Source organism: Verrucosispora sp. FIM060022 (assembly GCF_003977705.1).
GTDB lineage: Bacteria > Actinomycetota > Actinomycetes > Mycobacteriales > Micromonosporaceae > Micromonospora > Micromonospora gifhornensis.
This window is the reverse complement of the sequence record NZ_RQIV01000003.1, coordinates 415,995-438,947: the sequence shown is the minus strand read 5'-3', so window position 1 is coordinate 438,947 and position 22,953 is coordinate 415,995. Positions and strand designations below refer to the sequence as shown.

The window sequence follows — 22,953 nt, the reverse complement described above, 5'->3', positions numbered from 1 at the left end:
CAGGCTAGGGAGCGGGCCGGGTCACCGTCGGCGGAACGCCCGATCCCGCTGACCCGGGTGGCTGCTCAGCCCACCAGCGCCGAGTAGACCAGTTGCCGCAGCTGGGGACGGATCGGCCAGGTGCTCGACGGCATCAGCTGGGTGAAGAACATGGCGGTGATCTGCTCCACCGGGTCGACCCAGAACGCCGTGCTGGCCACGCCGCCCCAGTAGTACTCACCGACGCTGCTCGGCACCCGGCTGGGGATCGGGTCCTCCACCACCGCGAAGCCGAGACCGAAGCCGATCCCGTCCAGGGTCGTCTCGGCGAACCCGCCGGTGGACAGGGTGCCCAGATCCCGGCCGCCGGGCAGGTGGTTGCGGGTCATGAAACGCACCGTGCGGGGCGCGAGCAGCCGGGCGCCGTCCAGCTCGCCACCGCGCAGCAGCAACTGGGTGAAACGGTGGTAGTCGGCGGCCGACGAGATCAGGCCACCACCGCCGGAGAGCAGCGTGGGCTTCTCGTACGCCAGCGCGCCGAGCGCGTCGTGGCGTACCGCCCGGCCGGTCTTCGGATCCGCGGCGTACAGCGCGGCGAGGCGGGCCGCGTCGGCGCCGTCGACGTACCACCGGGTGTCCTCCATGCCCAGCGGGCGCAGGATGCGCTCGGTGAGGAAGGAGTCCAGGCCCTGCCCGGAGACCACCTCGATCAACCGACCCAGCACGTCGGTGGCGACCGAGTAACCCCAGGCGGTGCCGGGCTGGAACAGCAACGGCAGCTCACCGAAGGCCCGGCAGGCCTGCGCCAGGTCGACGTCCGACGGTGGGTACAGGTCGTAGCCGGCGGCGCGGTACAGGCCGTCGACCACCGAGGTCTGCATGAAGCCGTACGTCAGGCCGGCGGTGTGGGTGAGCAGGTGCCAGACCCGGATCGGTTCGATCGCCGCAACGGTGTACGGCTTGAGCGTCGACCCCTTCGAGTAGACCCGCATGTCGGCGAACTCGGGCAGCCAGCGCCCGATCTCGTCGGTCAGCTCGAACCGACCCTCCTCCCAGAGGATCATCGCGGCCACCGAGGTGATCGGCTTGGTCATCGAGTAGATCCGCCACAGGGTGTCGGCCTGCACCGCCGCGCCGGACTCCCGGTCGCGCAGCCCGTACGTCGAGCAGTGCGCGACCTCGCCGCGGCGGGTGACCACCACCTGCCAACCTGCCAACCGGCCGTCGTCGACGTACCTGCCGAAGTGTTCGTCGATCCGGGCCAACCGTGCCGGGTCGAAGCCGACCTGTGCCGGGTCGATGCTGCGCGCGATACTCACCCGGTCGAACCTACCGACCGGTCCTCGCGTCGGGAAGGTGTCTGTCGGTGGGTGTGGTTAACCTGCGGGAATGCCGGAGCCGATCGAGGGTGTCAGCTTTCACGACGAGGACTGGTACGCCGAGGAACTGGGCGACCGACACTACGTCGACTGCGACTTCCACCGGGTCGACCTGACCGAGGCGACCAGCCGGGGTGCCTCCTTCGTCGGCTGCACCTTCGGCGACGTGCGGTTCAACGTGTCCCGGCACACCGACTCGGCCTTCACCCGCTGCGCGTTCATCCGGTGCAACCTGTTCGAGGCCGAGTTCACCGGCTGCAAGTTCATCGGCAGCACCTTCGACCGCTGCGACCTGCGTCCGCTGACCGTGACCGGCGGCGACTGGTCCTTCGTCACGCTCGCCGGGGCCGACCTGCGCGGCGCCCGTTTCACAGGCGTCCGGATGCGCGAGACGGATCTGGCCGGTGCCGACCTGACCGGGGCGACGGTCAGTGGCAGTGACCTGTCCGACGCGCAGTGGCGCGGCACCCGGTTGACCCGGGCGGACCTTCGCGGCAGCGACCTGACCGGGCTCGACCCGACCGCCGTGCAGCGCACCGGCACCATTGTGGACGTCGGGCAGGCCATGGCGCTGGCGCAGGCGCTCGGGTTCGACGTCCGGGCCTGACGTATCGGGCGCTTCCTATCGACTCGCGCGAAAGGTGTCCGTAATGTCTACGTGAGTCGGCCCCGCATCCGGGTCGCGGATGCCGGTGGGATTCCGGTCCGGCAGAAGTGGAGAGTCGGTGGCCGAGGAACCCAGGCCGGACGGTGCCACCCGGGTCGCTCGCCGGATCGCGCGGGCCCGCCGACGGCGTCGGTACGCGGTGGAGGCCCTCGCCGCCTTCGCCGGGCTGCTGGCCCTGGTCGCGTTCGTCGACAGGTGGTCGGAGCCTGCCGTGGAGGATCCGGCGGAGCCTGACGGCCTGCCGGCGGTGGTCGGTCGACCGACCCTGCCCAGCCCGGTGCCCACCGCCATGGCGGTGCCCGGGCTGCAACCCCGCGAACGGTCACCGAGCCCGAGCCCGAGTCCGAGCGACAGCCCGACCCCGGTGGCCGCGCCGATGACCCTGGCGATGAGCCGGGCCGACATCCCCGAGACGGTGGACCTGACCTCCTCGGGCCGGCGCGACTGGCTGCACTGGGGCCGGGGCGGTGCCGACGTCGCGGTGCGCAAGCGCGACGGTTCCGGCGAGCTCCGTGATCTGGGCGGCAAGGGTGACCGCAGCGGCTGGGACGGCAATCAGGAACTGTTCCGGTGGCGCGACGGCGCGCCGGTGAGATCCGCCGACCCCACACCCGACGGGGTCTACGTCTGCGGCCGGGGCAACGGCTTCGAGTTGGCAGTCGTCGCCGACGGGCAGCCGCGTACCGTCACCGCCTATCTCGGGGTGTGGATGGCCCGGGGTCGGCTGGATGTGCGGATGTCCGGTGGCGGGCCGAGTCGGACGGTGCGACTGGAGGAGCGGCACACCAGCGCGTCCACCCAGGTCACGGTCCGGTTCCAGGCACCGAAGGGGACCCGTCTGGTGTTCACGTGGACGGTGGAGGAGACCTTCACTCCGCACTGCGGCAACGTCGGGCTCCAGGCGATGGCGTTGCGGTGATCGCCGGGTCCGGCGGTCGACTTGTCGAATCCCCAGTAGCGTGTGCGGGATGACGACAATCATCCAGGGGGACCGATGAGCACGAGTGAGCAGGTGCTGGACAGCCCGTCGGGCTGGGTTGCCGAGCACATCAACCGGTACGTCGCCACCGACGGCGACGAGGGGCACGAGTGGCGACCGGGTGTCTTCACGCTGCTGCTGACCACGCGGGGCCGACGCAGCGGGAAGCTGCGCCGTACCGCGTTGATCTACGGGCGCGACGGTGAGGCGTACGTGATCGTCGCTTCCCAGGGCGGAGACCCCCGGCACCCGGCGTGGTATCTCAACCTCGAGGCCGACCCGACCGCCCAGGTGCAGGTGGGCGCGGACCGGTTCACCGCGCGGGCGCGGACCGCCACGCCGGAGGAGAAGGCCCGGCTCTGGCCGATGATGACCGACATCTGGCCCGCGTACGACGACTACCAGGCGAAGACGGAACGGGACATCCCGGTGGTGGTGCTGGAGCGCGTCTGAGTTGATCGGCTACCGGGACAGTTTGTCCGTCGCGGCGCGGTGAACGGCTCGTACCGTGCTGCTGTCCGGGTTACACCGTCCTGAGTGGAGGTTCGGCCGATGCCAAGCAGCAGTACCCTCCGTCCGACCGCGCCTACCGGCGAGCCGGCCGGAGCGGCCATGCGGGAGATCCCGCTGCCGCCGTACGTGACCGCCGAGGATGCACAGTTCGCCGTACGGGCCGTCGTGGTGCACGCGCCCAGGAGATGGTCCGGGGGGACGGTCTGCCGCAACGACGCGAGCCCGCACCCGTGCCGCCTGCACCGGTGGGGTACCCGGGTGCTGGCGCTGCGCGGCCTGCACGACGCCGACATCGCCGCGCTGATCGAGCGCGGCGACCCCGCTGCCCCGCTGCCACCCTCGACTCCGGCCTGAACACTCCAGGCCTGAACCGAACCCGTTGTGGTACCCGTTCTCGGCGGGTTCAAACTCGGCAAATCTATCGGCGGCTGCCTATTTGACGGATGTCCCTCAGAGGGGCAACGTGGGCAGTGGAGGGGCCCTGAGCTGCCCCGATGCGACGGTGGCTGGTCGCCGTCCGGCGACCGCGCCGGCAGTGGTCAGCCCCGGCCGCCGACGTACCTCCGGCGTGCGGGTGGTGATGTGATCCGCCCGCGAGGCGACACAGCCCGCGTTCGCGCCGGAGCCGAGTGAAAGCCAACGAGGAGTCCCACCATGCTCACGATGACCGACAACGCAGTCCTGGTGATCCGTGACCTCGCCGCCCAGCAGGACGTGAGTGAGGGCGGCGGGGTGCGCATCGCCGCCGACACCCAGGCCGGATCGCTCACCGTCGAGCTGGTCGCCGAACCCGTCGAGGGCGACCAGGTGGTCGACACGCAGGGCGCTCGGATCTTCCTCGACTCCGACGCCGCCGACCTGCTCGGCGACGCCTCCGTCGACGCCTCGGTCGACGACGAGGGCATCGTGCAGTTCGGGTTCACCGAGAAGCAGTAGAGCGCAGCTCAACCGACGCGGCGGGGCTGCCCGCCGCGCGGTGCGCGGCTGCGCGGTGGCGGTGGGCCGGATCGTGGCTCCCCGCCCCGGGCCGGCTGATGCAGCGCCGCCAGCACTTGAGCGAGATGGTGCGAGGTGCTCCAGGCCAGCCAGTTCGCCGTCGAACCGGCCCCGGCCACCCGTCGGGCCCGGCGGAAGATCTCGTGGTCGCCCCAGGAGAAGTTCGCCCCGGCCGACGGCCAGTGCGGCGCCGACACCAGCGCCCGGCACAGGTCAGCCACCCGCAGGTCGCCCCGCCCACCCCGCCGCGACCAGCGGTAGATCCACCAGGCGTCGTCGCCGGTGTAGCGGACCGTCGGCAGCCGATCGGCGGAGGGCTCCACGTCGGGTGCCGCCGACGCCACGCCGTAGTCGCCGAAGCCGACGTCGAGGTCGGCCAACCGCTGCCAGAGCAGCCAGTCCCAGCGGCACAACCGCACCGGCTCGTCGGTCGGCAGCCGGGAGAGGGCCGGTGGCATGCCCCCGGCCACCACGCTCACCGAGCACCAGGCGTGCCGACGCGCCCACTCCAGCGCCCGGCGGGCCCGGGGCTCGACCGCCCGTACGTCTGCCCGACAGCCCACCTCCCCGCAGTCGACCAGCAGATCGCACTGCTCGGGGGCCAGGCGCGCGTACCGCCAGATCCGTTCCACGACCGCGTTTGTGGCGTGCGGGCCGGCCCGGTCCTGGCCGATGCGGAGCCGCACCACGGCCCGCCCGGCGTACTCCCGGGCCGTGATCCCGTGTGCCGCCAGCCGTCGCTCACCGTCGGTCAGGCAGATCACCGGCATCAGCGGTACGCCCCAGCGGGCCAGTTCGGCTTCGGCCCCGTCGGGCAGGGCACTGACGTCGACGGCGGGCAGCAACCCCGCCGGTAGTCGACCGAGCGAGTCCACCGTCGACACATCTGTTGTGGACAATTGGAAAATCGGAGCGACGAGCGGGACGTGGACGCCGTCGAGGTGACCGAGTGCCTCCAACTCACCGCGCCGGGCGGCGAGCACCGGACGGTAGACCGGCTCTGTCACCCGGCCTCCGCGGGCGGGCATCATAATTCAATGTAGCCAGCCAATTTCCCAGCTCACAGGGTAAACGGCGGCAAAATACCCGGACCGGTGTCAGCTGCCGGACTATCGTCACCGCGTGCCCGATCCGTTGACCCGCTACCGGTCCGCCGACGAGGACAGCATCCGCTGGCGCGATTTCCCGCTGCGCCCCGGCGACATCGTGATCAGTACGCGATCCAAGAGCGGTACGACCTGGATGCAGATGATCTGCGCCTTGCTGGTGTTGCGTACCCCCGATCTGCCGGCACCGCTGACCACGCTCTCACCCTGGCTGGACTGGCTTGTCGAGCCGGCAGATCAGGTGTACGCGCGGCTGGCCGCCCAGCGCCACCGCCGGTTCATCAAGACCCACACTCCACTCGACGGCGTACCGGCCGACCCGCTGGTGCACTATCTCGTGGTGGCCCGCCATCCGCTGGACATGGCCGTCTCCCTGCACCACCAGAGCGGAAATCTCGATCGGGCCCGCCTGGCCGAACTCACCGGCCACCCCGGGTCACCGGACCCGGACCGACGCCGCCCGTCGGTCGAGGAGGCGCTCGTACGCTGGATCGACGCGGACCCCGACCCGCGCGAGGAGTTGGACTCGCTGCCCGGCGTCCTGTGGCACCTGCGCGACGCCTGGGCACGACGCGACCAGCGAAACGTCCACCTCATCCACTACGACGACCTCCGCGCTGACCTGGCCGGACAGATGCGTCGCCTCGCCGAGATGCTGGACCTCGAACCGCCCGGCCCGGAGCTGGTGGAGGCCGCCACCTTCGATCGGATGCGCAGTCGCGCCGACCGGCTCGCCCCGGACCCGGCCGGCGTGTTGAAGGACCGGCAGGCGTTCTTCCGCACCGGCCGCTCCGGCCAGGGCAGCGCCCTGCTCAGCGCGGCCGACCGAGCCCGCTACCACGCGAGGGCCGCCGCGCTGGCCCCACCCGACCTCCTCACCTGGCTGCACCGAGGTCGCTGACCGGGTCGGTGCCCGCAGGGATTCGTCTGGGGCAGGGACACGGCCCGGTGGGACGGACCGAAAGACGCCCCGGCACGGCGGGTGCCGTGCCGAGGCGTCAGCGATTCAGAGGTCCCGATCAGAGGTCCCGATCAGACGGTCCGGTCAGTCGTCGTCCCGGTCGTCGTCATCGTCGTCCCGGTCGTCATCGTCGTCGTCGACCGGCTCCTGCTCGGCCTTGAGCACGGCACCGGTCTCCCGGTCGATCTCGATCTCGTGTTCGACGTCGCCGTTGACGATCTCGACCTCCCAGACCGGTCGGCCGTCCTCCCGGTCCCGGTCGATCTCGGTGATCCGACCGCCGCCCGCCTTGGCCAGCGCGAGTTCACCGGCCCGCTCGGCGCTCACCGCGTCCTGGCTGCCCGACGTCGCGCCCTCGGTCGGCGTCGCCGGGGACTGCGGCGCCACGGGCGTGCCGGTGGCAGTCGGGTCGCTCGGCGTGGCCGGCGGGGCGGGCGCGGCGCTGCTGGCGTCGTCGTCCGGAACCCCGGCGGTCGTCGGGGCGCTGGTCGCGGCGGTCAGCGTCGTCTGCTGGGTCCGGTCGCTGTCGGCGGCGGTGACACCCAGGAACACTCCAGTCGCGGCGAGCACCGCCGCCGCGCCGCCGACCGACGCCAACATCAGGGGGTTGCGCTTCATCGTCTTCACCCTTCCTCGGTTCTTGCATAGAGGATCGGTGCCGGCGGGATAGCCGCGCGCTGTCCGAACGCTAAGGCCGGGTTAAGGGCCACCGTCGGTGGGTCTGCGCGCGCCATATCGCCGAAACGGCGGTATCCGAGGCAGTGGGATACCGCCGTTTCGGCGAAACGGAGTCGATCACGCACCAGCCCCGCGCGGAGCGGGGGGTCAGGGTCTGGGGGAGCCGAGGAGGAGGGTCACCTCGGCGCCGCCGCCGGGGCGTTCGCCCAGTTCGAGGCGGCCGCCGCTGGCCTGGGCCGCCCGACGGGCGATGTCCAGTCCGAGGCCGGTCGACCCGGCCTGGCTGGCACCTCGGCGGACGGAGTCGGCGGCGATGCCGGGGCCTTCGTCGGCGACGGTCAGCGCGACGTGGTGGCCGGTGGGGGCGAGTCGTACCGCGAAGGCGGTGCCGTCCGGGGTGTGCGCGAAGACGTTGCCCAGCAGCGCGTCGACCGCCGCCGCCAACTCGTCGGCGGGGACCCCGACGGGCAGCGGACCGGGTGCCAGGTTCAGGTCGACCGCGCGGCCGGTGTCCTCGGCGAGTACCGACCAGAAGGCGACCCGCTCGGCCACCGTCGCCACGGCGTCGGTGGCGACCGCACCGTCGGCCGGGGTACGCCAGCGGGCCTGCCGGATCAACCCGGTCACGGCCCGTTCCAGCCCGTCGACCGCCTCGGTGATCCGGGCCGCGTCCTGCGGGTCGCGCAGCGACTCCGCTTCCAGCCGCAGCGCGGTCAGCGGGGTTCGCAGCCGGTGGGACAGGTCGGCCACCTGTTCGCGCTCCTGTACCAGCAACTCCTGGATCCGGCCGGCCAGATGGTTGAGCGCGCCGCCCACCTCGCGTAGCTCCGCCGGCCCGGCCGGCTGCACCCGCGCGTCCAACTCGGCGTTCGCCAGCCGATGGGACACCGCCGACAGCTCACCGATCGGCCGGACCAGGGTCCGGGCCAACCGGTCGGCCACGGTCAGGCCGATCAGCACCAGCACCACCCCGAGCAGGGCCAGCACCAGCCAGGCCCGACCCACCCCGGCGGTCATCTCGGCGTACGGCACGACCGTGCGGATGACCGCCGTGCCGTCCGCTCGGCCCTGCACCGCGATCACCACCTCCCGGCCGTCGGACGTCTCGGCGGTGAGGCTCTGGCCCCGGGCGGCTAACTCGACCGCCGGGGTGGGCGCGGCGGGCGAGCCGAGCACCGTGCCGTCGGGCAGGAACACGCTGACCGGGCGGCCGGACTCGGCGACAAGCTGGTCGACGGTCAGCCGGATGGTGTCCGGGTCGGCGGTGCCGACCACTGTGGCGAGGCTCTGCGCGTCCCCGGTGGCGCGTACGGTGGCCCGGTCCTCGGCGGCAGTACGCAGCAGCAGCGCCAGCGGCACCAGGAAGGCGATCACGATGAGCACGCTCACCGCCGCGACCAGCAGCGCCAGGCGCGCCCTCATCCGCCCACCTCCGGGACGACCAGGCGCACCCCGACTCCACGTACGGTGTGCAGGTAGCGCGGCTGCTGGGCGTTCTCACCGAGCTTGCGGCGCAGCCAGGACAGGTGCACGTCGACCGTCTTGTCCGCCCCGCCGTAGGGGATCTGCCACACCTCGGTCAGCAGTTCCCGCTTGGTCACCACCTCACCGACCTTGGTGGCCAGGTGCCGCAGCAGGTCGAACTCGCGGGGGGTCAGCTCGATCGGCGTGCCGTCCAGGCTGACCTGCCGGGAGCGGGGGTCGATCCGCAGACCCCCGACGACCAGGGTCGGGTCCTCGTCGGCCGGTCCGCCGGGTCCACGGCGCAACACCGCCCGTACCCGTGCGTCGAGTTGGGCGGCGGTGAACGGTTTGACCACGTAATCGTCGGCGCCCGCGTCGAGGACCCGGACGATCTCCCGTTCGTCGTCGCGGGCGGTGGCCACGATGACCGGCACCGCGCTGACCGCGCGCAGCATCCGCAGCAGTTCCCGGCCGTCCAGGTCGGGCAGGCCGAGGTCGAGGACGACCAGGTCCGGTCGGTCGTCGAGGGCGTCGCGCAGACCGGTCATCGCGGTCGACGCGGCCGCCACGGCGTGGCCCCGCTCACGCAGTGCCCGCACCAGTGGCGTACGGATGGTCAGGTCGTCCTCGATCAGCAGCAGGCGGGCCACAGCAGGCAGAGTATCCCTGCCCACGCCGCTCGGCGGGTCGCATTAACCCACTCTTAGGGTTGCCTGAAGCTCATCTGAACCGGTGATCGGGGATAGTCGGGTCATGGGCCGTCGTACCTTTCTCGCCGCCGCCGGATGGCTGGCCACCGCGGTGCTCGCCACGCTGATCGGGGTCGCCGCGATCCAACTGGTGGGGGAGAGCCTCACCGGTACGCCGGGCGGCGTGCGCAGCCAACAGGAAGTTGCCCGCGCCCTGGCCGAGCCGCCGCCGGTCGTCCCGTCCGCCAACCCGACCGCGGCCCCGTCGAACCCGAGCGGCACGCCGTCGAACCCGAGCGGTACGACGAGCGCGCCCGGCACGGCGAGCCCGAGCGTCGAGGCGGGTAGCCGGCGCAGCTTCACCAGCCCCGGTGGCAGCGTGGTCGCCGAGTGCGTGCCGGGCGGCGTGTACCTGGTGTCCTGGACGCCGCGGCAGGGCTACCGGGTCGACGACTACGACCGGGGGCCCGACGACGACGCCGAGGTGACGTTCGTCGGCCCGAGCGGAGAGCACGAGTTGTCGCTGCGCTGCCAGGGCGGCGTGCCGGTCCTGGAAACCGACGACTAGGTCTCACGCCCAGGTCAAGGGCATGATCATGTCGTGTGGGTGTCCTTGATCGGACAGCTCCTCGCGTGGCTGCGGGCCGGTGGAGCGACATACCTTCGGAGACGGAAACGGTGCGATTGTCCCTGGTCGCCCGGAAAGGCGAGGCGTGTCGGGGCACGCCTGACCCTCTATTCAGCGGTGAACCTCCCGGCCGGACGGCTGGGAGGAACAACTGGTTTCCGTTCAGACCACACATCCCGCCAAGGCGGCGGCCGGCCGGAAAGGAGTCTGATGTCCAGCGCGAAAGCAAGAAGCAGGTCATGGGTGCAACCCGTGCCCAAGGAGGGCGCGACGGACCGTGCTGATGCCGAACACACCACCTGCGCCGGTGCGGGCATGCCACTGACCGCCCGGGTGCTGTTCGCGGTCGTCAACGCCCAGGGTGTGCTGGTTCGCGGGCTGGGAGCGGCCACCGCCAACCGCCTCGGTACCGGCATGTACCAGGTGGTGTTCGACCAGGATGTGACCGGGGCCAGTTGCGTCGGCACGGTCGGCCTGTCCGGCAGCATCGGCCTCGCCCCGACCGGACAGATCACCGTCGCCGGCCGCACCGGCATCCCGAACGCGGTCTTCGTGACCACCCACGACAGCGCCGGCGTTTCCGCCGACCGGCCGTTCCACCTGGCCGTACTCTCCTGAAACCCGGCAGGCCCGCACGAGCGCGCGGCGCCGTTCGACCCGAGATCGAAACGTCGCCGCGCTCGGCCGTCTCCCGCCACCGCAGCCCGACGGCGGTACGTCAGCGGGGACCTGGCATCGCCGGAGCTTGCCGGCCGTGGTGTCGATCCCCGTTCGATGGCGTGGCAAACCCTCGATCCGTGGTCATTTCCACCATGTGCCAGTCCCGGCGTGGCGGGGCCGGTAACGGGGTATGTGCCCAGGCATGGAGCACTTCACTATCGCGACCGTCGCCGAGAAGAGCCCGGATTTCCGCCGCGTGCTGTGGACCGGGAAGAACACCCAGCTGGTGATCATGACTATCCCCGCCGGTGGTGAGATCGGCGAGGAGGTCCACGAGGGCATCGACCAGATCCTCACCTTCGTCAGCGGCACCGGTGAAGCCCGGGTCGCCGGCGAGAAGCGTGAGGTCGTGCAGGGCGACCTGGTGGTCGTACCAGCAGGCACCAAACACAACTTCGTCAACACCGGCCCGAACCCGCTGGTGCTCTACACCGTCTACGGTCCGCCGGAGCATGCCGACCAGGCGGTGCACCGGACCAAGGAGGAGGCCGACGCGGCCGAGGCTGCCGGGGACGACGAACCCCCGACGTGAGGCGTCCCGGAGACCGGGTACGCAGACCGGATGCAGCCGCCGATCTCCGATTACGGGTTCCTCTCCGACCTCCGTTCGAGTGCGTTGGTGAGCAAGGACGGATCGGTCGACTGGTGGTGCCCGCAGCGGTTCGACTCCCCGTCGGTCTTCGCGCGACTGCTCGACCCCGGCGGCGGCCACTGGCGGCTCGCACCGGCCGCCGCCGGGTCCGCCGGGCATCGGGTGCACCGGTCGTACCAGCCGGACACGCTGGTCCTGCGCACCGTGCACCGCACCCCGGAGGGCAGTGTCGCGGTCACCGACGCGCTGGCCGGTGAACCGGGGGCGCGGGCTCACGAACTCGGCATGAACTCGCCGGCGGTGCTGGTGCGCGTGGTCGAAGGGCTGTCCGGTCGGGTGCCGATGACCGTGGAGTTCCGGCCGCGACCGCAGTACAGCCTGACCGCGCCGTACCTCAAGGACCGGGCCGACGGCGCGGTGCTGGCCGGTGCCGGCCCGGTCGACCTGGTGCTGCGCTGCCACGGCCTGCGGCTGCGCGCCGATGACGACCGGGTACGACAGAGCTTCGAGATCGCCGAGGGGCAGGTGCTCGGATTCGACCTGGCGTACGGCGCCGCCTACGGCGATCCTCCGGCGGAACTGGACCCGGTCGCCGCCGTGACCGACACCGTGCAGGCCTGGCAGGCGTTCCGCGAGCTCCACCAGTACGAGGGCCGCTACCAGGATCTGGTTCGGCGCAGTGCGACGGTGCTCACCGGCCTGACGTACGCCCGCAGCGGCGCGGTCACCGCGGCGGCGACCACCTCACTGCCGGAGGTGATCGGCGGTGACCGCAACTACGACTACCGCTTCGCCTGGTTGCGGGACTTCGCCATGACACTGCGCGCGCTGTGGGTGGCGGCCTGCCCGGCCGAGTCGTCGCGGCTGTTCGCCTGGGCGACCCGTTCGATCGGTCGCATCGGTGCCGAGCCGATCCCGGTGCTGTTCGGATTGGAAGGCGAACGCGACGTCTACGAGCACGAGTGTCCCCGCCTCGCCGGCTATGCGGGCAGCACGCCGGTACGCGTCGGCAACGATGCCTGGCAGCAACGGCAGTCGGACGTGCCCGGCGAGATCGTCTCGGCGGCGTGGCTGCTGCGTGACTACCTCGGTGACGAGTTCGACGACGAGATGCTGGAGATGGTGCTCGGTCTGACCGAGCAGGTGGCGGCCACCTGGCGGCTGCCGGACCGGGGCATCTGGGAGCCGCGCGAGAAGGAGCGGCACTTCCTGTCGTCCAAGGTGCTCTGCTGGGTGGCGCTGGACAAGGCGGTGCAACTCGGTCCGCACCTCGGGGAACGTGCCGACGTGCGGCGGTGGGCGGCCATCCGGGACGAGATCCGGGCCACGGTGCTGCGTGAGGGCTTCGACGAACGCAGCGGGGCGTACACCGGCGCCTTCGGCTCGTCGGAACTGGACGCCTCGGCGCTGTACCTGCCGGTGATGGGTTTCCTGCCGGCCGACGATCCGAGAATGCGGGCCACCATCGCGGCCGTGGAGCGGGAGTTGGGCGGCCCCGGTGGACTGATCCGCCGCTGGCAGGACGAACCCGGCGGCTTCCTGCTCTGCTCGTTCTGGCTGGTGGAGTGCCTGGCGATGGCCGGTGAGCGGGAGCGGGCGGCGTCGCTGTTCGAGCAGATCACCGGCCACGCCAACGACCTTGGGCTGCTCAGCGAACAGATCGACCTGGACAGCGGGGCGCACCTGGGCAACACGCCTCAGGCGCTGTCGCACATCGGCCTGATCAACGCCGCGTGGCGGTTGACCGAGTCGGGCGGGCAGTGAGCTGCCCTCAGCTGGGCAGCACCGGCACGTCGGAGACGTCCACCGTGTCCGGGTACTTCACGCCTGCTCCGGTGTTGAGCACCACCACCCGTTCCCCGGCCCGGATCCATCCGCCGGCCCGTAGCTTGCGGGCAGCGGTCAGGCAGGCAGCCCCCTCCGGGCAGAGCAGCAGGCCCTCCCGGGCGGCGAAGTCCCGCAGGTCGGCCAGGATCTCGGCGTCGTCGACCGCGATCGCGGTGCCGGCACTCGCCCGCAGCGCGGCCAGGATCAGCTGATCGCCCAGCGGCGCGGGCACCGTGATGCCGAACGCCACGGTGTGCGCCTCCGGCCAGGGATCGGCCCGGTCCTCCCCGGCGGCGAAGGCCCGGACGATCGGTGCGCAGCCGGTGGACTGCACCGCCACCAGGCGGGGCAGGCGGTCCTCGATCCAGCCCAGTTCGCGCAGCTCGCCGAGCGCCTTGTGGATGCCGATCAGCCCCACCCCACCGCCGGTCGGGTAGATGATCACGTCGGGCACCTGCCAGCCGAGCTGTTCGACGATCTCGTACCCCATCGTCTTCTTGCCCTCGAGTCGGTACGGCTCGCGCAGCGTGCCGGCGTCGAAGATGGTGCCGGCGGAGGCCGCGACCAGCGCGGCGATCTGCCGCCCGGCGTCGCCGATCAGCCCGTCGACCAGACGCAGGTCCGCGCCGGCGGCCACGCACTCGCGGCGGCAGATGCTCGGCGCGTCCACCGGCATGGCGATGATCGCGTCCAGCCCGGCTCGGGCCGCGTAGGTGGCCCAGGCGGCACCGGCGTTGCCGTTGGTCGGCATGGCGATCCGACGGATGCCCAGCTCGCGGGCGCGACTGACGCCCACAGCCGCGCCGCGTGCCTTGAACGAGCCGGTCGGGGTCAGCCCCTCGTCCTTGACCAGCAGTTCGTCCACGCCGATCCGGGCGCCGTACGTCGGGGCGTGCAGCATCGGTGTCCACCCCTCGCCGAGGGTGGTGACGTGGGCGGGGTCGGCCACCGGCAGCAACTCCCGGTAACGCCACAGGGTGGCCGGGCGCAACCCGAACCGCTCCGGTTGCAGCACCCCGGCGACCGTGGCCAGGTCGTAGCGGGCCAGCAGCGGCGAGCCGCAGTCGCACAGGTTCTGCGGTACGTCGGCGTCGTGTTCCCGGCCGCAGCCCGGGCATTCGAGATGGGTCAGGTACACGATGCTCCTCGCCGTCTCAGCTCGCCTCGATGCGACGCCACGCCCGGCTGCGCCGACCCGGCTCGTAGACCGAGTCCAACCGTTTCGCGATCACCCCGGGCAGGCCCTGTTCGCGGGCGGTGTGCCGGGCCTCGGCGCCGCTGCCGGGGAACCACGGCGGAGTCTGCCAGTGCGGGCCGGTCAGGGCCAGCGCTTCGAGCAGCTCCCGGCGCTGCCGGTACGGCAGGTCCGTGCTGGTCGACCCCTCCAGCCAGAGCAGGTCGACCAGGAGGTACTGGGCGTCGGTGGTGCCACGTCCGCCGCGGGCCGGCCGAACCCGCCCGGCCCGGTCGATGCGCACCAGCACACCGTCGAGTACGGCCTCGGTGGGCGCCAGTGTCTCGGCCATCGGCCGCAGCCAGGAGTACTCGCCGGTGATGTCCTCACCCGTCGCGGAGAGCAGCCGCAACCGGCCTCCCGAGACGTACGCCACCGCCCGGACGCCGTCCCAGCTCAGCTCGTACCCCCAGTTCGCCGGGTCGTTCGGCAGCCGGGTGGCGGAGGTGGTGTGCATCGGCGCGACCAGGTCGGGCATGGAGGTCCAGCCCGGCGGCGCCGGGTCGGTGCGCCGCACCATCCAGTCCCGGCCGTCCCGGCCGCCGGTGGCGAACAGCACGTACCGGCCGGCCGTCCGATCGCCGCGCAGGTCCACGACCACCTCGCGCTCCTGCCACTTCTCGCAGTGGTAGGTGCCCCGGTCGTGAATGATCATCTGTCCGCCGCCGTACTCGCCGGCCGGGATCTCACCGGCGAAGTCGAGGTACTCCATCGGGTGGTCCTCGGTGTGCACGGCAAGGTGGTTGCGGCCGGGTTCACGGGGCAGGCCGCGCGGCACCGCCCAGGAGGCGAGCACCCCGTCGTGCTCCAGCCGAAGGTCCCAGTGCAGGCTGCGCGCGTGGTGCTGCTGGATCACGAACCGGCTCCGGTCGCCGCCGGAGCGGCGGCGCCGTCGCTCCGCCGGAACCGGTTCCGGGGTACGCGTCGCGTCGCGCTTGCGCCGGTACTCCTCCAGCCGGTCAGCCACACCCGCATTCTCCGTCACGCCGGCCGGTTGTGCCCGGTTCGACCCGTCCCCACCCCGATGGGGTGCCGGTTGCCGCCTGCGATCCGGCTGGCGTCTCCGTTCCCGCGCGAAGTATGCACAATCAGGGGTAAAACGGGCAGTATGGAGCATGCTCACCAGCCCACCGCACTTCTCCCCGGCGACGTCCGGATCCCCCTGCTCGGCTTCGGCACCTGGCAGGCGACCGGCGAAACCGCCTTCAAGGCCGTCCTCGCCGCGCTCGACGCCGGCTACCGGCACATCGACACCGCCACCATGTACGGCAACGAGGAGGAGGTCGGCCGGGCCGTCCGGGAGAGTGGGCTGCGTCGAGAGGACGTCTTCCTCACCACCAAACTGCCGCCCGAGCGCGTCGGCCAGGAACGGCGGACCATCGAGGAGAGTCTGCGTGCCCTCGGCGTCGACCACGTCGACCTCTGGCTGGTGCACTGGCCGCCGAGTGAGCCGGGAGCGCTGATCCCGGTCTGGCGGGAGATGCTTGCCGCGCGCGACGAAGGGCTGGCCCGCGCGGTGGGCGTGAGCAACTTCAGCACCGGGCAGATCGACGAGCTGATCCAGGCCACCGAGGAGAACCCGGCGGTCAACCAGATCAAGTGGAGCCCGTTCCTGTACGACCGGCAGCGGCACATCGAGCACCGGGACCGTGGGGTGGTGCTGGAGGGATACAGCCCGTTCAAGACCAGCGACCTGTCCGATCCGGTGCTGGTCCGGATCGCCGCGGCGCACGACGTCTCGCCGGCCCAGGTGGTGCTGCGTTGGCACCTCGACCACGAGATCGTGGCCATCCCGAAGTCGGTGACCCCGGAGCGGATCCGGGCCAACGCGGACGTCTTCGGTTTCTCGCTGACCGCCGAGGAGATGCGCGACATCGACGCCCTCGGCACGGTCTGAACCGTGCCGGGGGCGCGGCAACCGCCGCACCCCCGGCCGGTCTGGTCAGGAGCGCGAGCAGGCGGTGCCGTTGAGGGTGAAGCTGGTGGGGTTGGCGTACGCCCCGTTCAGGGTGCCCTGGTAGCCGAAGCTGGCCGTACCGCCGGGCGGGATCGTGCCGTTGTGGCCGACGTTGCGGGCGGTCACCGACGATCCGCTCTGGCTCACCGTGGCGTTCCAGGAGTTGGTCACCTGCTGACCGGACGGCAGCGAGTACGCCAGCGTCCAGCCGTTGATGGTGCTCGACCCGGTGTTGGTGATCTGCACGTCGGCGGTGAAACCGTTGTTCCACGAGTTGGCCGTGTACTTCACCGCGCAGGCGCCCGAACCCGACGGCGGGGGCGTGGTGGTGGGCGGCGGGTTGTTGCCGCCGCCGTTGACCGCGGCCGAGAAGTTGGTCACCGCCAGCCCGGCGCCACCCTGCCACGGCTCGAAGCCGGCCTGGATGCTGGTCAGGTACCAGGAGTTGGTGATCGCACCGCGGTTACGGGTGTCGTTGATGAAGGCCAGCAGGTTGAGGTTCGCGCTGCTGATCGCCGACGGGGCCACGTACGAGATGACGTTGTTGCCGCCGTTGTTGCCCCGCCAGACCTCCCAGTTGCGCCCGTCGATGTTGGCGTTGCCGACCGGGGAGCCGATGGGCTGGATCGAGCCCTGCCGGTTCAGCCAGATCATGATCTCCATCTGGTTCACCCCGTCCCGCTTGGGCGACGGGTCCAGCCAGATGTCGTACGAGGCGTTGTAGATGGCGTTGCTCACGTACCGGTAGTTGATGCTGCTTGTCGCGCTGCTGATCTGGCTGACCTGGATCGGCAGGTTGGTGCCGGGGGAGCAGTTCGTGTAGTGGCAGCCCAGGAAGACCGACGGGTACGCCGTCGGGGCGCCGTTTGTCGGGTTGCTGCCGTTCTGGGTGGTGATCTCGAAGCCGTTGCTGGTGACGTTGATGCACTGCTGGGCGGTGGTGCCCCACTTGTTGTTCTGCACCACGTAGCGGTTCTGGATCACGGTGCTGCCGTACTGCTCGCAGATCACCGTGTCGGCGGCGGCGGTGCCGCCGAGAGCCACGGCGACGACCGAACTCGCGGCGAGCAGGCCGGCGGCCGCGAGGGCTCGCAGGGTACGTCTCATGAGTGCTCCTTGCGCTGCGGCGTCGCAGAAACGCCGGGGACGGGAGGTGCGGACGGAAGTGGTGGGGGAACGCGGACGGGTGGTGGGGACCGGGAGCGCTCCCATCTTCATCGTCACATTTACATCCCTCGACCAATTGGCGCAACCGACGAGGGAGAATGAGGTGGAAAGTGAGGTGTGTCAGGCGTCGCCCGAGCGGTGCGTCGCCGCTGCCCCTTGGTCGGATCGGGAGGGGTCTGAAGGGCGGCGTGGCCCATCGGTGGGCGCCGGTGGTGAATCCGATTGCCTCTGGTGTGCGGCGATTGCGCCGAGTAGTGTCTTGCCTCCGACGCGTTCCGAACCCCCTCCGGGAGGCGTACACCCCCATGCGTGGCTCCCCCCTGCGCATCCTTGTCGTCGGCGCAGGCATCGCCGGTCTCTCCGTGGCCCGGGCCTTGCGCCTGGCCGGCTTCCGGCCGGATGTCACCGACAAGGCGCCATCGAACGAGCTCGACGACGGCGGTCTCTACCTTCCCGGCAACGCCGCCCGGGCGCTGCAGCGGCTGGATCTCGACGGTCCGGTCCGCCCCTTCGGTCAGGTCATCCACCGGCAACGCTTCCTCGACGCGGCCGGGCTGCCGCTCTGTGAGGTTGATCTCGACGCGCTGTGGGCCGAGGTCGGCGAGTGCCGGGCACTGTCCCGCTGCGACCTGCACCGGGTGTTGCTCAGCGGAGCCGGCGGCGCGGTCCGGCACGGCGCCGAGGTGTGCAGCATCGACCTGCTGCCCACAAGCGTCGGCGTCACCTTCGTCGACGGCACCTGGTCGGAGTACGACCTGGTGATCGGCGCGGACGGGCCACGGTCCTCGATCCGCGCTCTGGCGGCCCTCGGCGGCCCGCCCCGACCCGCCGGGCAGGTGGTGTACCGCAGCATCGTGCGCGACGGCCCGGCGGTCGACGAGTGGACTGCGCTGCTCGGGCAGCGCAGCGGCTTCCTCGTGGTGCCGATCGGCGCCGGCCGATTGCACTGCTACGCCGACGAGGCCGGCACCGAGGTGCCGGCGGACCCCCGGGCTCGGCTGGTGGAGCTGTTCGGTGACTACGGCGGGCCGGTGCCGGAGGTGCTCGACGCACTCGACCAGGTGCACGTCACGACCACCGACGAGGTCGAACTCGGGCGCTGGTACCGGGGTCGGGTGCTGCTGGTGGGTGATGCTGCCCACGCGACCGCACCGACCCTGTCCCAGGGGGCGGCGATGGCGCTGGAGGACGCGGTGGTGCTCGCCGAGTCGCTGCACGCCGCGAACAGCGTGGAGGCCGCGCTCACTGCGTACGAGAGTCGCCGCCGGCCGCGTACCCGATGGGTGCGGGACCGGACCCGCGACCGCAACCGCACCCGCGACGTGCCGCCCGCGCTGCGCGATCCGCTGCTGCGCGGACGCGGCGACCGCATCTTCGGCGAGCACTATCGGTTGCTACTGGGCCCCCTGTGATCCACGCCCGGTGACCCCACGCGGCGCTGCCACCTGCCGGGGACTATCCTCCTTGCGGATGACGGCCGCCCCGACAGCGTGCCGAGCGGGACAACCCAGAACCGGAGGCCACTCGTGACCACCGTCGCACCCAAGCCGGTCGTGACCCGGCCCTGGCCGGTCCGGGAGCCGGTCAAGGGGTCGGCCATCGCGCGGATGCTGCGGACCACGGACGCGAAGCAAATCGGGATCATGTACATGGTCACCGCGTTCGTGTTCTTCATGATCGGTGGTCTGATGGCCCTGATCATGCGGGCCGAGCTGGCCCGGCCCGGGCTGCAGTTCCTGTCGCCCGAGCAGTACAACCAGCTGTTCACCATGCACGGCACGATCATGTTGCTGTTCTTCGCGACGCCCATCGTGTTCGCGTTCGGTAACTACATCGTGCCGATCCAGATCGGCGCGCCGGACGTGTCGTTCCCGCGGTTGAACAGCTTCGCGTACTGGCTGTACCTGTTCGGCGGGACCATGGCCACCGCCGGCTTCCTCACCCCGGGCGGAGCGGCCGACTTCGGCTGGACCGCGTACACCCCGCTGAGCACCACCGAACACGCCCCGGGCGTCGGCGGGAACATGTGGGTGATGGGTCTGGCCATCTCCGGTCTGGGCACCATCCTCGGCGCGGTCAACCTGATCACCACGATCCTGACCCTGCGCGCCCCCGGCATGACCATGTTCCGGATGCCGATCTTCACCTGGAACATGCTGGTCACCAGCCTCCTGGTGATCCTGGTCTTCCCGCTGCTGGCCGCCGCGCTGTTCGCACTCGCCGCCGACCGTCTGCTCGGTGCCCAGGTCTACAGCCCGGACACCGGTGGGCCGATGCTCTGGCAGCACCTGTTCTGGTTCTTCGGGCACCCCGAGGTCTACATCATCGCGCTGCCGTTCTTCGGCATCATCAGCGAGATCATCCCGGTCTTCTCCCGCAAGCCGATCTTCGGCTACAAGGGCCTGGTCGCCGCGACCATCGCCATCGCCGGCCTGTCGATGAGCGTGTGGGCGCACCACATGTTCGCCACCGGCCAGGTGCTGCTGCCGTTCTTCAGCTTCCTGAGCTACCTGATCGCCGTGCCGACCGGTATGAAGTTCTTCAACTGGATCGGCACCATGTGGCGGGGCCAGATCAGCTTCGAGTCGCCGATGCTCTGGTCCATCGGCTTCCTGGTGACGTTCCTCTTCGGTGGTCTGACCGGCGTTCTGCTGGCCGCCCCGCCGCTGGACTTCCACCTGCACGACTCGTACTTCGTGGTGGCGCACTTCCACTACGTGCTCTTCGGCACGATCGTGTTCGCGGTCTTCGCCGGCATCTACTTCTGGTTCCCGAAGATGTTCGGCCGGATGCTCGACGAGCGCCTCGCCAAGATTCACTTCTGGCTGACCATGATCGGCTTCCACACCACGTTCCTGGTGCAGCACTGGCTGGGCAACGAGGGCATGCCCCGCCGCTACGCCGACTACCAGGCCATCGACGGCTGGACGACGCTGAACATGGTCTCCACGATCGGCGCGTTCATCACCGGTATCTCCACGCTGCCGTTCCTCTACAACTGCTGGAAGGCCTACAAGGCCGGCCCGGTGGTCGAGGTCGACGACCCGTGGGGCCACGGCAACTCGCTGGAGTGGGCGACCAGCTCCCCGCCCCCGCTGCGCAACTTCGACCGGATGCCGCGGATCCGCTCCGAGCGCCCCGCCTTCGACGCGAAGTTCCCCGAGCTGGCGGCCGGCCAGACCATCGCCGGCCCGCCCGAGGGTGGTTCCAAGCCCCTGACCAGCGAGTCCGACGGTGGCGCCAGCTACACCGAGGACGTGGCCAGCGACATCGACCGCCGCTGACCTCCGTACCCCGCAGAACGGGCGCCGCCCCCACCAGGGCGCGGCGTCCGTTCCTGTTTGCCTGCCCTCCCCCCGACACCTCGCCGGACGCCCTCCCCCTCCGGACGCTCGCCCTCCAGGGACCCCTGGCTCCCGCACCTCGCCCCCCGGGGACGCCTGGCTCCCGGCACCTCGCTCTCCGCACGCCTCGCCCCCAGCGCGTCAGCCCTTCCGAGTGTGGGCGTCAGGGCGGGTGGTCAGGCGGAGGTGGGGGTGAGGGGCTGCGGGGTGTTCTTGTCGGTGGTGGCGGTGGTGAGCGCGGCGGCGTCGTCGCGGCGGTGGCGTAGTTCGACGGGGAGTACGGCGAGGGTCACCAGGGTGCCGATCGCGCCGATGACGGCGAAGCCCCACAGCGGGCTGGAGGCGTCGATGACCGCGCCGGACAGTGGGGCGCCCACGGCCATGCCGAGGGTGACCGCGGAACCGTGCAGGCCCATCGCCTCGCCGCGGACGCTCGCTGGAGCGAGTCGGCTGACCGCGTCGGAGGTGGAGGCGAGGGTCGGTGCGCAGAGCACGCCGGCGGGGATCAGCGCCAGAGCGAGCAGCCACCAGTGTGAACCGCCCAGCCCGACCGGGATGGTGAGCAGGCCCAGCAGGCCGATCAGCGCGACCGGTGAGAAGGAGCGGCGGGCGGCGCCGTAGGCGAAGCCGCCCACCAGCGAGGCGATTGCCCAGACCGCGAGCACCACGCCGGTGAAGGCGGTGTCGTCGTTCTCCCGCAGTGCGGCGATGACCGCCACGTCGGTGCCGCCGAGGACCAGGGTGGCCGCGGCGCTCACCGCGAAGACGGCGATCATCCGGGAGGTGAGCCACTGCCGGCGGGCCAGCCTCGGCTGCGGTCCGCTGGTCGTCTCGCTTGCGCTGCGTACCGGGGGGTTGAGCAGCCACAGCACGGCACCGGAGACGACGATGCCGGCGCCGACCAGGTAGAGCGTGAGACGGGCCGAGATGGTGGTGACGCCGACCGTGGCGAGCGCCGGGCCGATCATGAAGGACAGCTCGACCGACATGGAGTCCAGCGCGTACGCCGGGCGTCGTTTCGCCACCGGCACCAGCGCGGCGATGGACTGCCGGATCACCGAGAAGATCGGCAGTGCCAGCAGGCCGGCCAGGAACGCGGCGGGCAGCAGCAGGGCGTACGAGAGCATCGGCGCGGTGGACCAGAAGATCGCCTCGGCCACCACGGTGAGGACCAGGACGGGCCGCAAGCCACGGCGGTCCACCAGCCGGCCGAGCAGCGGAGCACCGATCGCCGCGCCGACGGTGATCGCCGCGCCGACCAGCCCGGCCGCGCCGTAGCCGCGCCCCAGATCCTGTACGACGTAGAACGTCAGCGTGATCCCGGTCGCGGTCAACGGCACCCGGGCCAGGATCGCCACCAGCAGCAGCGACCGCAGACCGGGCAGGGCGAGCGCCTCCCGGTAAGGCTTCATGTTCACGTCGGTCCGTACCTCCGCCGGTCATCCTCGACCTGCGCGGCGGCGATCGCCAACGAATTAGCGCGTCATGCGGCTCTGATCACAGGGGTGCCGTGCGTGGTGATCCCGGCCCCCTCGAACGCCCGCAGCGCGACGTCGAGGGTGTCCGGAGCGACGGCGGCGGTCAGGTCGAGCAGCACGGTGGTGGCGAAGCCCTCCTGCGCGGCGTCCAGGGCGGTGGCGCGTACGCAGTGGTCGGTGGCGATGCCGACCACGTCGACCGAGTCGACCTGGTGCCGGCGCAACCAGTCGGCCAGAGTCTCGCCGTCCCCGGCATGGCCCTCGAAACCGGAGTACGCGGCGGCGTACTCGCCCTTGTGAAAGATGGCCTCCACCCGGTCGGTGGCCAACTCGGGGTGGAACTCCGAACCGGGGGTGCCGACCACGCAGTGCTGTGGCCAGGTGCTCACGAAGTCCGGCGGATCGCCGAAGTGCGCGCCGGGATCGACGTGGTAATCCTTCGTCGCCACCACGTGATCCCAGCGGTGCGGCTCGCTGGCCAGCAACCGGGAGATCCCGGCGGCCACCCCCGCGCCGCCGGCGACGGCGAGTGAGCCGCCCTCGCAGAAGTCCTTCTGCACGTCAACGATGATCAGGGCGTTGGCCATGGACCTGC

23 protein-coding genes are annotated in these 22,953 nt (G+C 71.2%); 13 read left to right on the top strand and 10 right to left on the bottom strand.

Annotated elements, in window-relative coordinates; translation table 11 throughout:
• Positions 1–65 precede the first annotated feature (65 nt).
• Positions 66–1,298 carry a serine hydrolase domain-containing protein gene (locus EG812_RS12530; RefSeq protein ID WP_126711627.1) on the bottom strand — a complete coding sequence of 411 codons (1,233 nt, stop codon included), beginning with the start codon at positions 1,296–1,298 and terminating at the stop codon, positions 66–68.
• Between the two features lie 70 nt (positions 1,299–1,368).
• Between EG812_RS12530 and EG812_RS12525 the strand changes: the two genes are divergently transcribed.
• The 5 genes from EG812_RS12525 (at position 1,369) to EG812_RS12505 (ending at position 4,453) form a co-directional block, all read left to right on the top strand.
• Positions 1,369–1,965 (top strand): pentapeptide repeat-containing protein, encoded by a 597-nt coding sequence (locus EG812_RS12525; protein WP_126711626.1) that lies wholly within the window; start codon positions 1,369–1,371, stop codon positions 1,963–1,965.
• A gap of 118 nt (positions 1,966–2,083) precedes the next feature.
• Positions 2,084–2,944 (top strand): hypothetical protein, encoded by an 861-nt coding sequence (locus EG812_RS12520; RefSeq protein ID WP_013731837.1) that lies wholly within the window; start codon positions 2,084–2,086, stop codon positions 2,942–2,944.
• A gap of 75 nt (positions 2,945–3,019) precedes the next feature.
• Positions 3,020–3,457 carry a nitroreductase family deazaflavin-dependent oxidoreductase gene (locus EG812_RS12515; protein ID WP_126711625.1) on the top strand — a complete coding sequence of 146 codons (438 nt, stop codon included), beginning with the start codon at positions 3,020–3,022 and terminating at the stop codon, positions 3,455–3,457.
• A gap of 99 nt (positions 3,458–3,556) precedes the next feature.
• Positions 3,557–3,871, top strand: a complete 315-nt coding sequence (locus tag EG812_RS12510; protein ID WP_013731839.1) for a hypothetical protein — start codon at positions 3,557–3,559, stop codon at positions 3,869–3,871.
• A gap of 300 nt (positions 3,872–4,171) precedes the next feature.
• Positions 4,172–4,453 carry an adhesin gene (locus EG812_RS12505; RefSeq protein WP_013731840.1) on the top strand — a complete coding sequence of 94 codons (282 nt, stop codon included), beginning with the start codon at positions 4,172–4,174 and terminating at the stop codon, positions 4,451–4,453.
• 8 nt (positions 4,454–4,461) lie between these two features.
• On the opposite strand, the gene EG812_RS12500 is transcribed toward EG812_RS12505, so the two are convergent.
• Positions 4,462–5,520 carry a beta family protein gene (locus EG812_RS12500; protein WP_502697184.1) on the bottom strand — a complete coding sequence of 353 codons (1,059 nt, stop codon included), beginning with the start codon at positions 5,518–5,520 and terminating at the stop codon, positions 4,462–4,464.
• Between the two features lie 115 nt (positions 5,521–5,635).
• Between EG812_RS12500 and EG812_RS12495 the strand changes: the two genes are divergently transcribed.
• Complete coding sequence (locus tag EG812_RS12495) at positions 5,636–6,520, top strand: sulfotransferase domain-containing protein (RefSeq protein WP_126711623.1); 885 nt, start codon at positions 5,636–5,638, stop codon at positions 6,518–6,520.
• Positions 6,521–6,664: 144 nt separating this feature from the next.
• On the opposite strand, the gene EG812_RS12490 is transcribed toward EG812_RS12495, so the two are convergent.
• The 3 genes from EG812_RS12490 to EG812_RS12480 all read right to left on the bottom strand — a co-directional run bounded on the left by EG812_RS12490 (position 6,665) and on the right by EG812_RS12480 (position 9,372).
• A complete protein-coding gene (locus EG812_RS12490) occupies positions 6,665–7,198 on the bottom strand; it encodes a PepSY domain-containing protein (protein WP_126711622.1) in 534 nt (177 codons plus the stop codon).
• A 207-nt stretch (positions 7,199–7,405) separates the two neighbouring features.
• Entirely contained in the window at positions 7,406–8,680 is a 1,275-nt protein-coding gene (locus EG812_RS12485) for a sensor histidine kinase (protein WP_013731844.1), read from the bottom strand.
• The gene (locus EG812_RS12480; protein ID WP_013731845.1) at positions 8,677–9,372 is read right to left on the bottom strand and encodes a response regulator transcription factor; all 696 of its coding nucleotides are present in this window, start codon (positions 9,370–9,372) and stop codon (positions 8,677–8,679) included. Before EG812_RS12480 ends, EG812_RS12485 begins: the two co-directional genes overlap by 4 nt.
• Positions 9,373–9,475: 103 nt before the next feature.
• Between EG812_RS12480 and EG812_RS12475 the strand changes: the two genes are divergently transcribed.
• From EG812_RS12475 to EG812_RS12460, 4 genes are all read left to right on the top strand, one after another.
• On the top strand, positions 9,476–9,979 hold the full coding sequence (locus EG812_RS12475; RefSeq protein ID WP_013731846.1) for a septum formation initiator: 504 nt from the start codon (positions 9,476–9,478) through the stop codon (positions 9,977–9,979).
• A gap of 303 nt (positions 9,980–10,282) precedes the next feature.
• Positions 10,283–10,657 carry a hypothetical protein gene (locus EG812_RS12470; RefSeq protein ID WP_013731847.1) on the top strand — a complete coding sequence of 125 codons (375 nt, stop codon included), beginning with the start codon at positions 10,283–10,285 and terminating at the stop codon, positions 10,655–10,657.
• A gap of 244 nt (positions 10,658–10,901) precedes the next feature.
• Positions 10,902–11,291: a cupin domain-containing protein gene (locus EG812_RS12465; protein WP_013731848.1), complete on the top strand. Its 390-nt coding sequence runs from the start codon at positions 10,902–10,904 to the stop codon at positions 11,289–11,291.
• Between the two features lie 30 nt (positions 11,292–11,321).
• The gene (locus EG812_RS12460; protein ID WP_126711621.1) at positions 11,322–13,115 is read left to right on the top strand and encodes a glycoside hydrolase family 15 protein; all 1,794 of its coding nucleotides are present in this window, start codon (positions 11,322–11,324) and stop codon (positions 13,113–13,115) included.
• 7 nt (positions 13,116–13,122) lie between these two features.
• Here the strand turns inward: EG812_RS12460 and EG812_RS12455 are convergent, their stop codons facing one another.
• Positions 13,123–14,316 carry a threonine synthase gene (locus tag EG812_RS12455; protein WP_126711620.1) on the bottom strand — a complete coding sequence of 398 codons (1,194 nt, stop codon included), beginning with the start codon at positions 14,314–14,316 and terminating at the stop codon, positions 13,123–13,125.
• 16 nt (positions 14,317–14,332) lie between these two features.
• On the bottom strand, positions 14,333–15,379 hold the full coding sequence (locus EG812_RS12450; protein ID WP_126711619.1) for a DNA polymerase ligase N-terminal domain-containing protein: 1,047 nt from the start codon (positions 15,377–15,379) through the stop codon (positions 14,333–14,335).
• A 141-nt stretch (positions 15,380–15,520) separates the two neighbouring features.
• Between EG812_RS12450 and EG812_RS12445 the strand changes: the two genes are divergently transcribed.
• Positions 15,521–16,309: an aldo/keto reductase gene (locus EG812_RS12445; RefSeq protein WP_013731852.1), complete on the top strand. Its 789-nt coding sequence runs from the start codon at positions 15,521–15,523 to the stop codon at positions 16,307–16,309.
• A 45-nt stretch (positions 16,310–16,354) separates the two neighbouring features.
• Here EG812_RS12445 and EG812_RS12440 read toward each other — a convergent pair whose 3' ends face one another.
• On the bottom strand, positions 16,355–17,476 hold the full coding sequence (locus EG812_RS12440; protein WP_013731853.1) for a glycoside hydrolase family 12 protein: 1,122 nt from the start codon (positions 17,474–17,476) through the stop codon (positions 16,355–16,357).
• Between the two features lie 365 nt (positions 17,477–17,841).
• On the opposite strand from EG812_RS12440, the gene EG812_RS12435 reads away from it, so the two are divergent.
• Both EG812_RS12435 and ctaD read left to right on the top strand, forming a co-directional pair.
• Positions 17,842–18,948 (top strand): FAD-dependent monooxygenase, encoded by a 1,107-nt coding sequence (locus EG812_RS12435; RefSeq protein WP_013731854.1) that lies wholly within the window; start codon positions 17,842–17,844, stop codon positions 18,946–18,948.
• Between the two features lie 114 nt (positions 18,949–19,062).
• A complete protein-coding gene (ctaD, locus tag EG812_RS12430) occupies positions 19,063–20,820 on the top strand; it encodes an aa3-type cytochrome oxidase subunit I (RefSeq protein WP_013731855.1) in 1,758 nt (585 codons plus the stop codon).
• Positions 20,821–21,056: 236 nt separating this feature from the next.
• On the opposite strand, the gene EG812_RS12425 is transcribed toward ctaD, so the two are convergent.
• Both EG812_RS12425 and EG812_RS12420 read right to left on the bottom strand, forming a co-directional pair.
• Positions 21,057–22,292: an MFS transporter gene (locus EG812_RS12425; RefSeq protein WP_013731856.1), complete on the bottom strand. Its 1,236-nt coding sequence runs from the start codon at positions 22,290–22,292 to the stop codon at positions 21,057–21,059.
• Positions 22,293–22,363: 71 nt separating this feature from the next.
• Entirely contained in the window at positions 22,364–22,945 is a 582-nt protein-coding gene (locus EG812_RS12420) for an isochorismatase family protein (protein ID WP_013731857.1), read from the bottom strand.
• Positions 22,946–22,953 lie beyond the last annotated feature (8 nt).

What these genes read in the sequence shown, in the direction of transcription:
- EG812_RS12525 (WP_126711626.1), top strand. Translation starts at nt 1,369, where the DNA reads ATGCCGGAGCCGATCGAGGGTGTCAGCTTTCACGACGAGGACTGGTAC.
- EG812_RS12515 (WP_126711625.1), top strand. Translation starts at nt 3,020, where the DNA reads ATGAGCACGAGTGAGCAGGTGCTGGACAGCCCGTCGGGCTGGGTTGCC.
- EG812_RS12510 (WP_013731839.1), top strand. Translation starts at nt 3,557, where the DNA reads ATGCCAAGCAGCAGTACCCTCCGTCCGACCGCGCCTACCGGCGAGCCG.
- EG812_RS12505 (WP_013731840.1), top strand. Translation starts at nt 4,172, where the DNA reads ATGCTCACGATGACCGACAACGCAGTCCTGGTGATCCGTGACCTCGCC.
- EG812_RS12490 (WP_126711622.1), bottom strand. Translation starts at nt 7,198, where the DNA reads ATGAAGCGCAACCCCCTGATGTTGGCGTCGGTCGGCGGCGCGGCGGCG.
- EG812_RS12485 (WP_013731844.1), bottom strand. Translation starts at nt 8,680, where the DNA reads ATGAGGGCGCGCCTGGCGCTGCTGGTCGCGGCGGTGAGCGTGCTCATC.
- EG812_RS12475 (WP_013731846.1), top strand. Translation starts at nt 9,476, where the DNA reads ATGGGCCGTCGTACCTTTCTCGCCGCCGCCGGATGGCTGGCCACCGCG.
- EG812_RS12465 (WP_013731848.1), top strand. Translation starts at nt 10,902, where the DNA reads ATGGAGCACTTCACTATCGCGACCGTCGCCGAGAAGAGCCCGGATTTC.
- EG812_RS12460 (WP_126711621.1), top strand. Translation starts at nt 11,322, where the DNA reads ATGCAGCCGCCGATCTCCGATTACGGGTTCCTCTCCGACCTCCGTTCG.
- EG812_RS12445 (WP_013731852.1), top strand. Translation starts at nt 15,521, where the DNA reads ATGGAGCATGCTCACCAGCCCACCGCACTTCTCCCCGGCGACGTCCGG.
- EG812_RS12440 (WP_013731853.1), bottom strand. Translation starts at nt 17,476, where the DNA reads ATGAGACGTACCCTGCGAGCCCTCGCGGCCGCCGGCCTGCTCGCCGCG.
- EG812_RS12435 (WP_013731854.1), top strand. Translation starts at nt 17,842, where the DNA reads ATGCGTGGCTCCCCCCTGCGCATCCTTGTCGTCGGCGCAGGCATCGCC.
- EG812_RS12425 (WP_013731856.1), bottom strand. Translation starts at nt 22,292, where the DNA reads ATGAAGCCTTACCGGGAGGCGCTCGCCCTGCCCGGTCTGCGGTCGCTG.
- EG812_RS12420 (WP_013731857.1), bottom strand. Translation starts at nt 22,945, where the DNA reads ATGGCCAACGCCCTGATCATCGTTGACGTGCAGAAGGACTTCTGCGAG.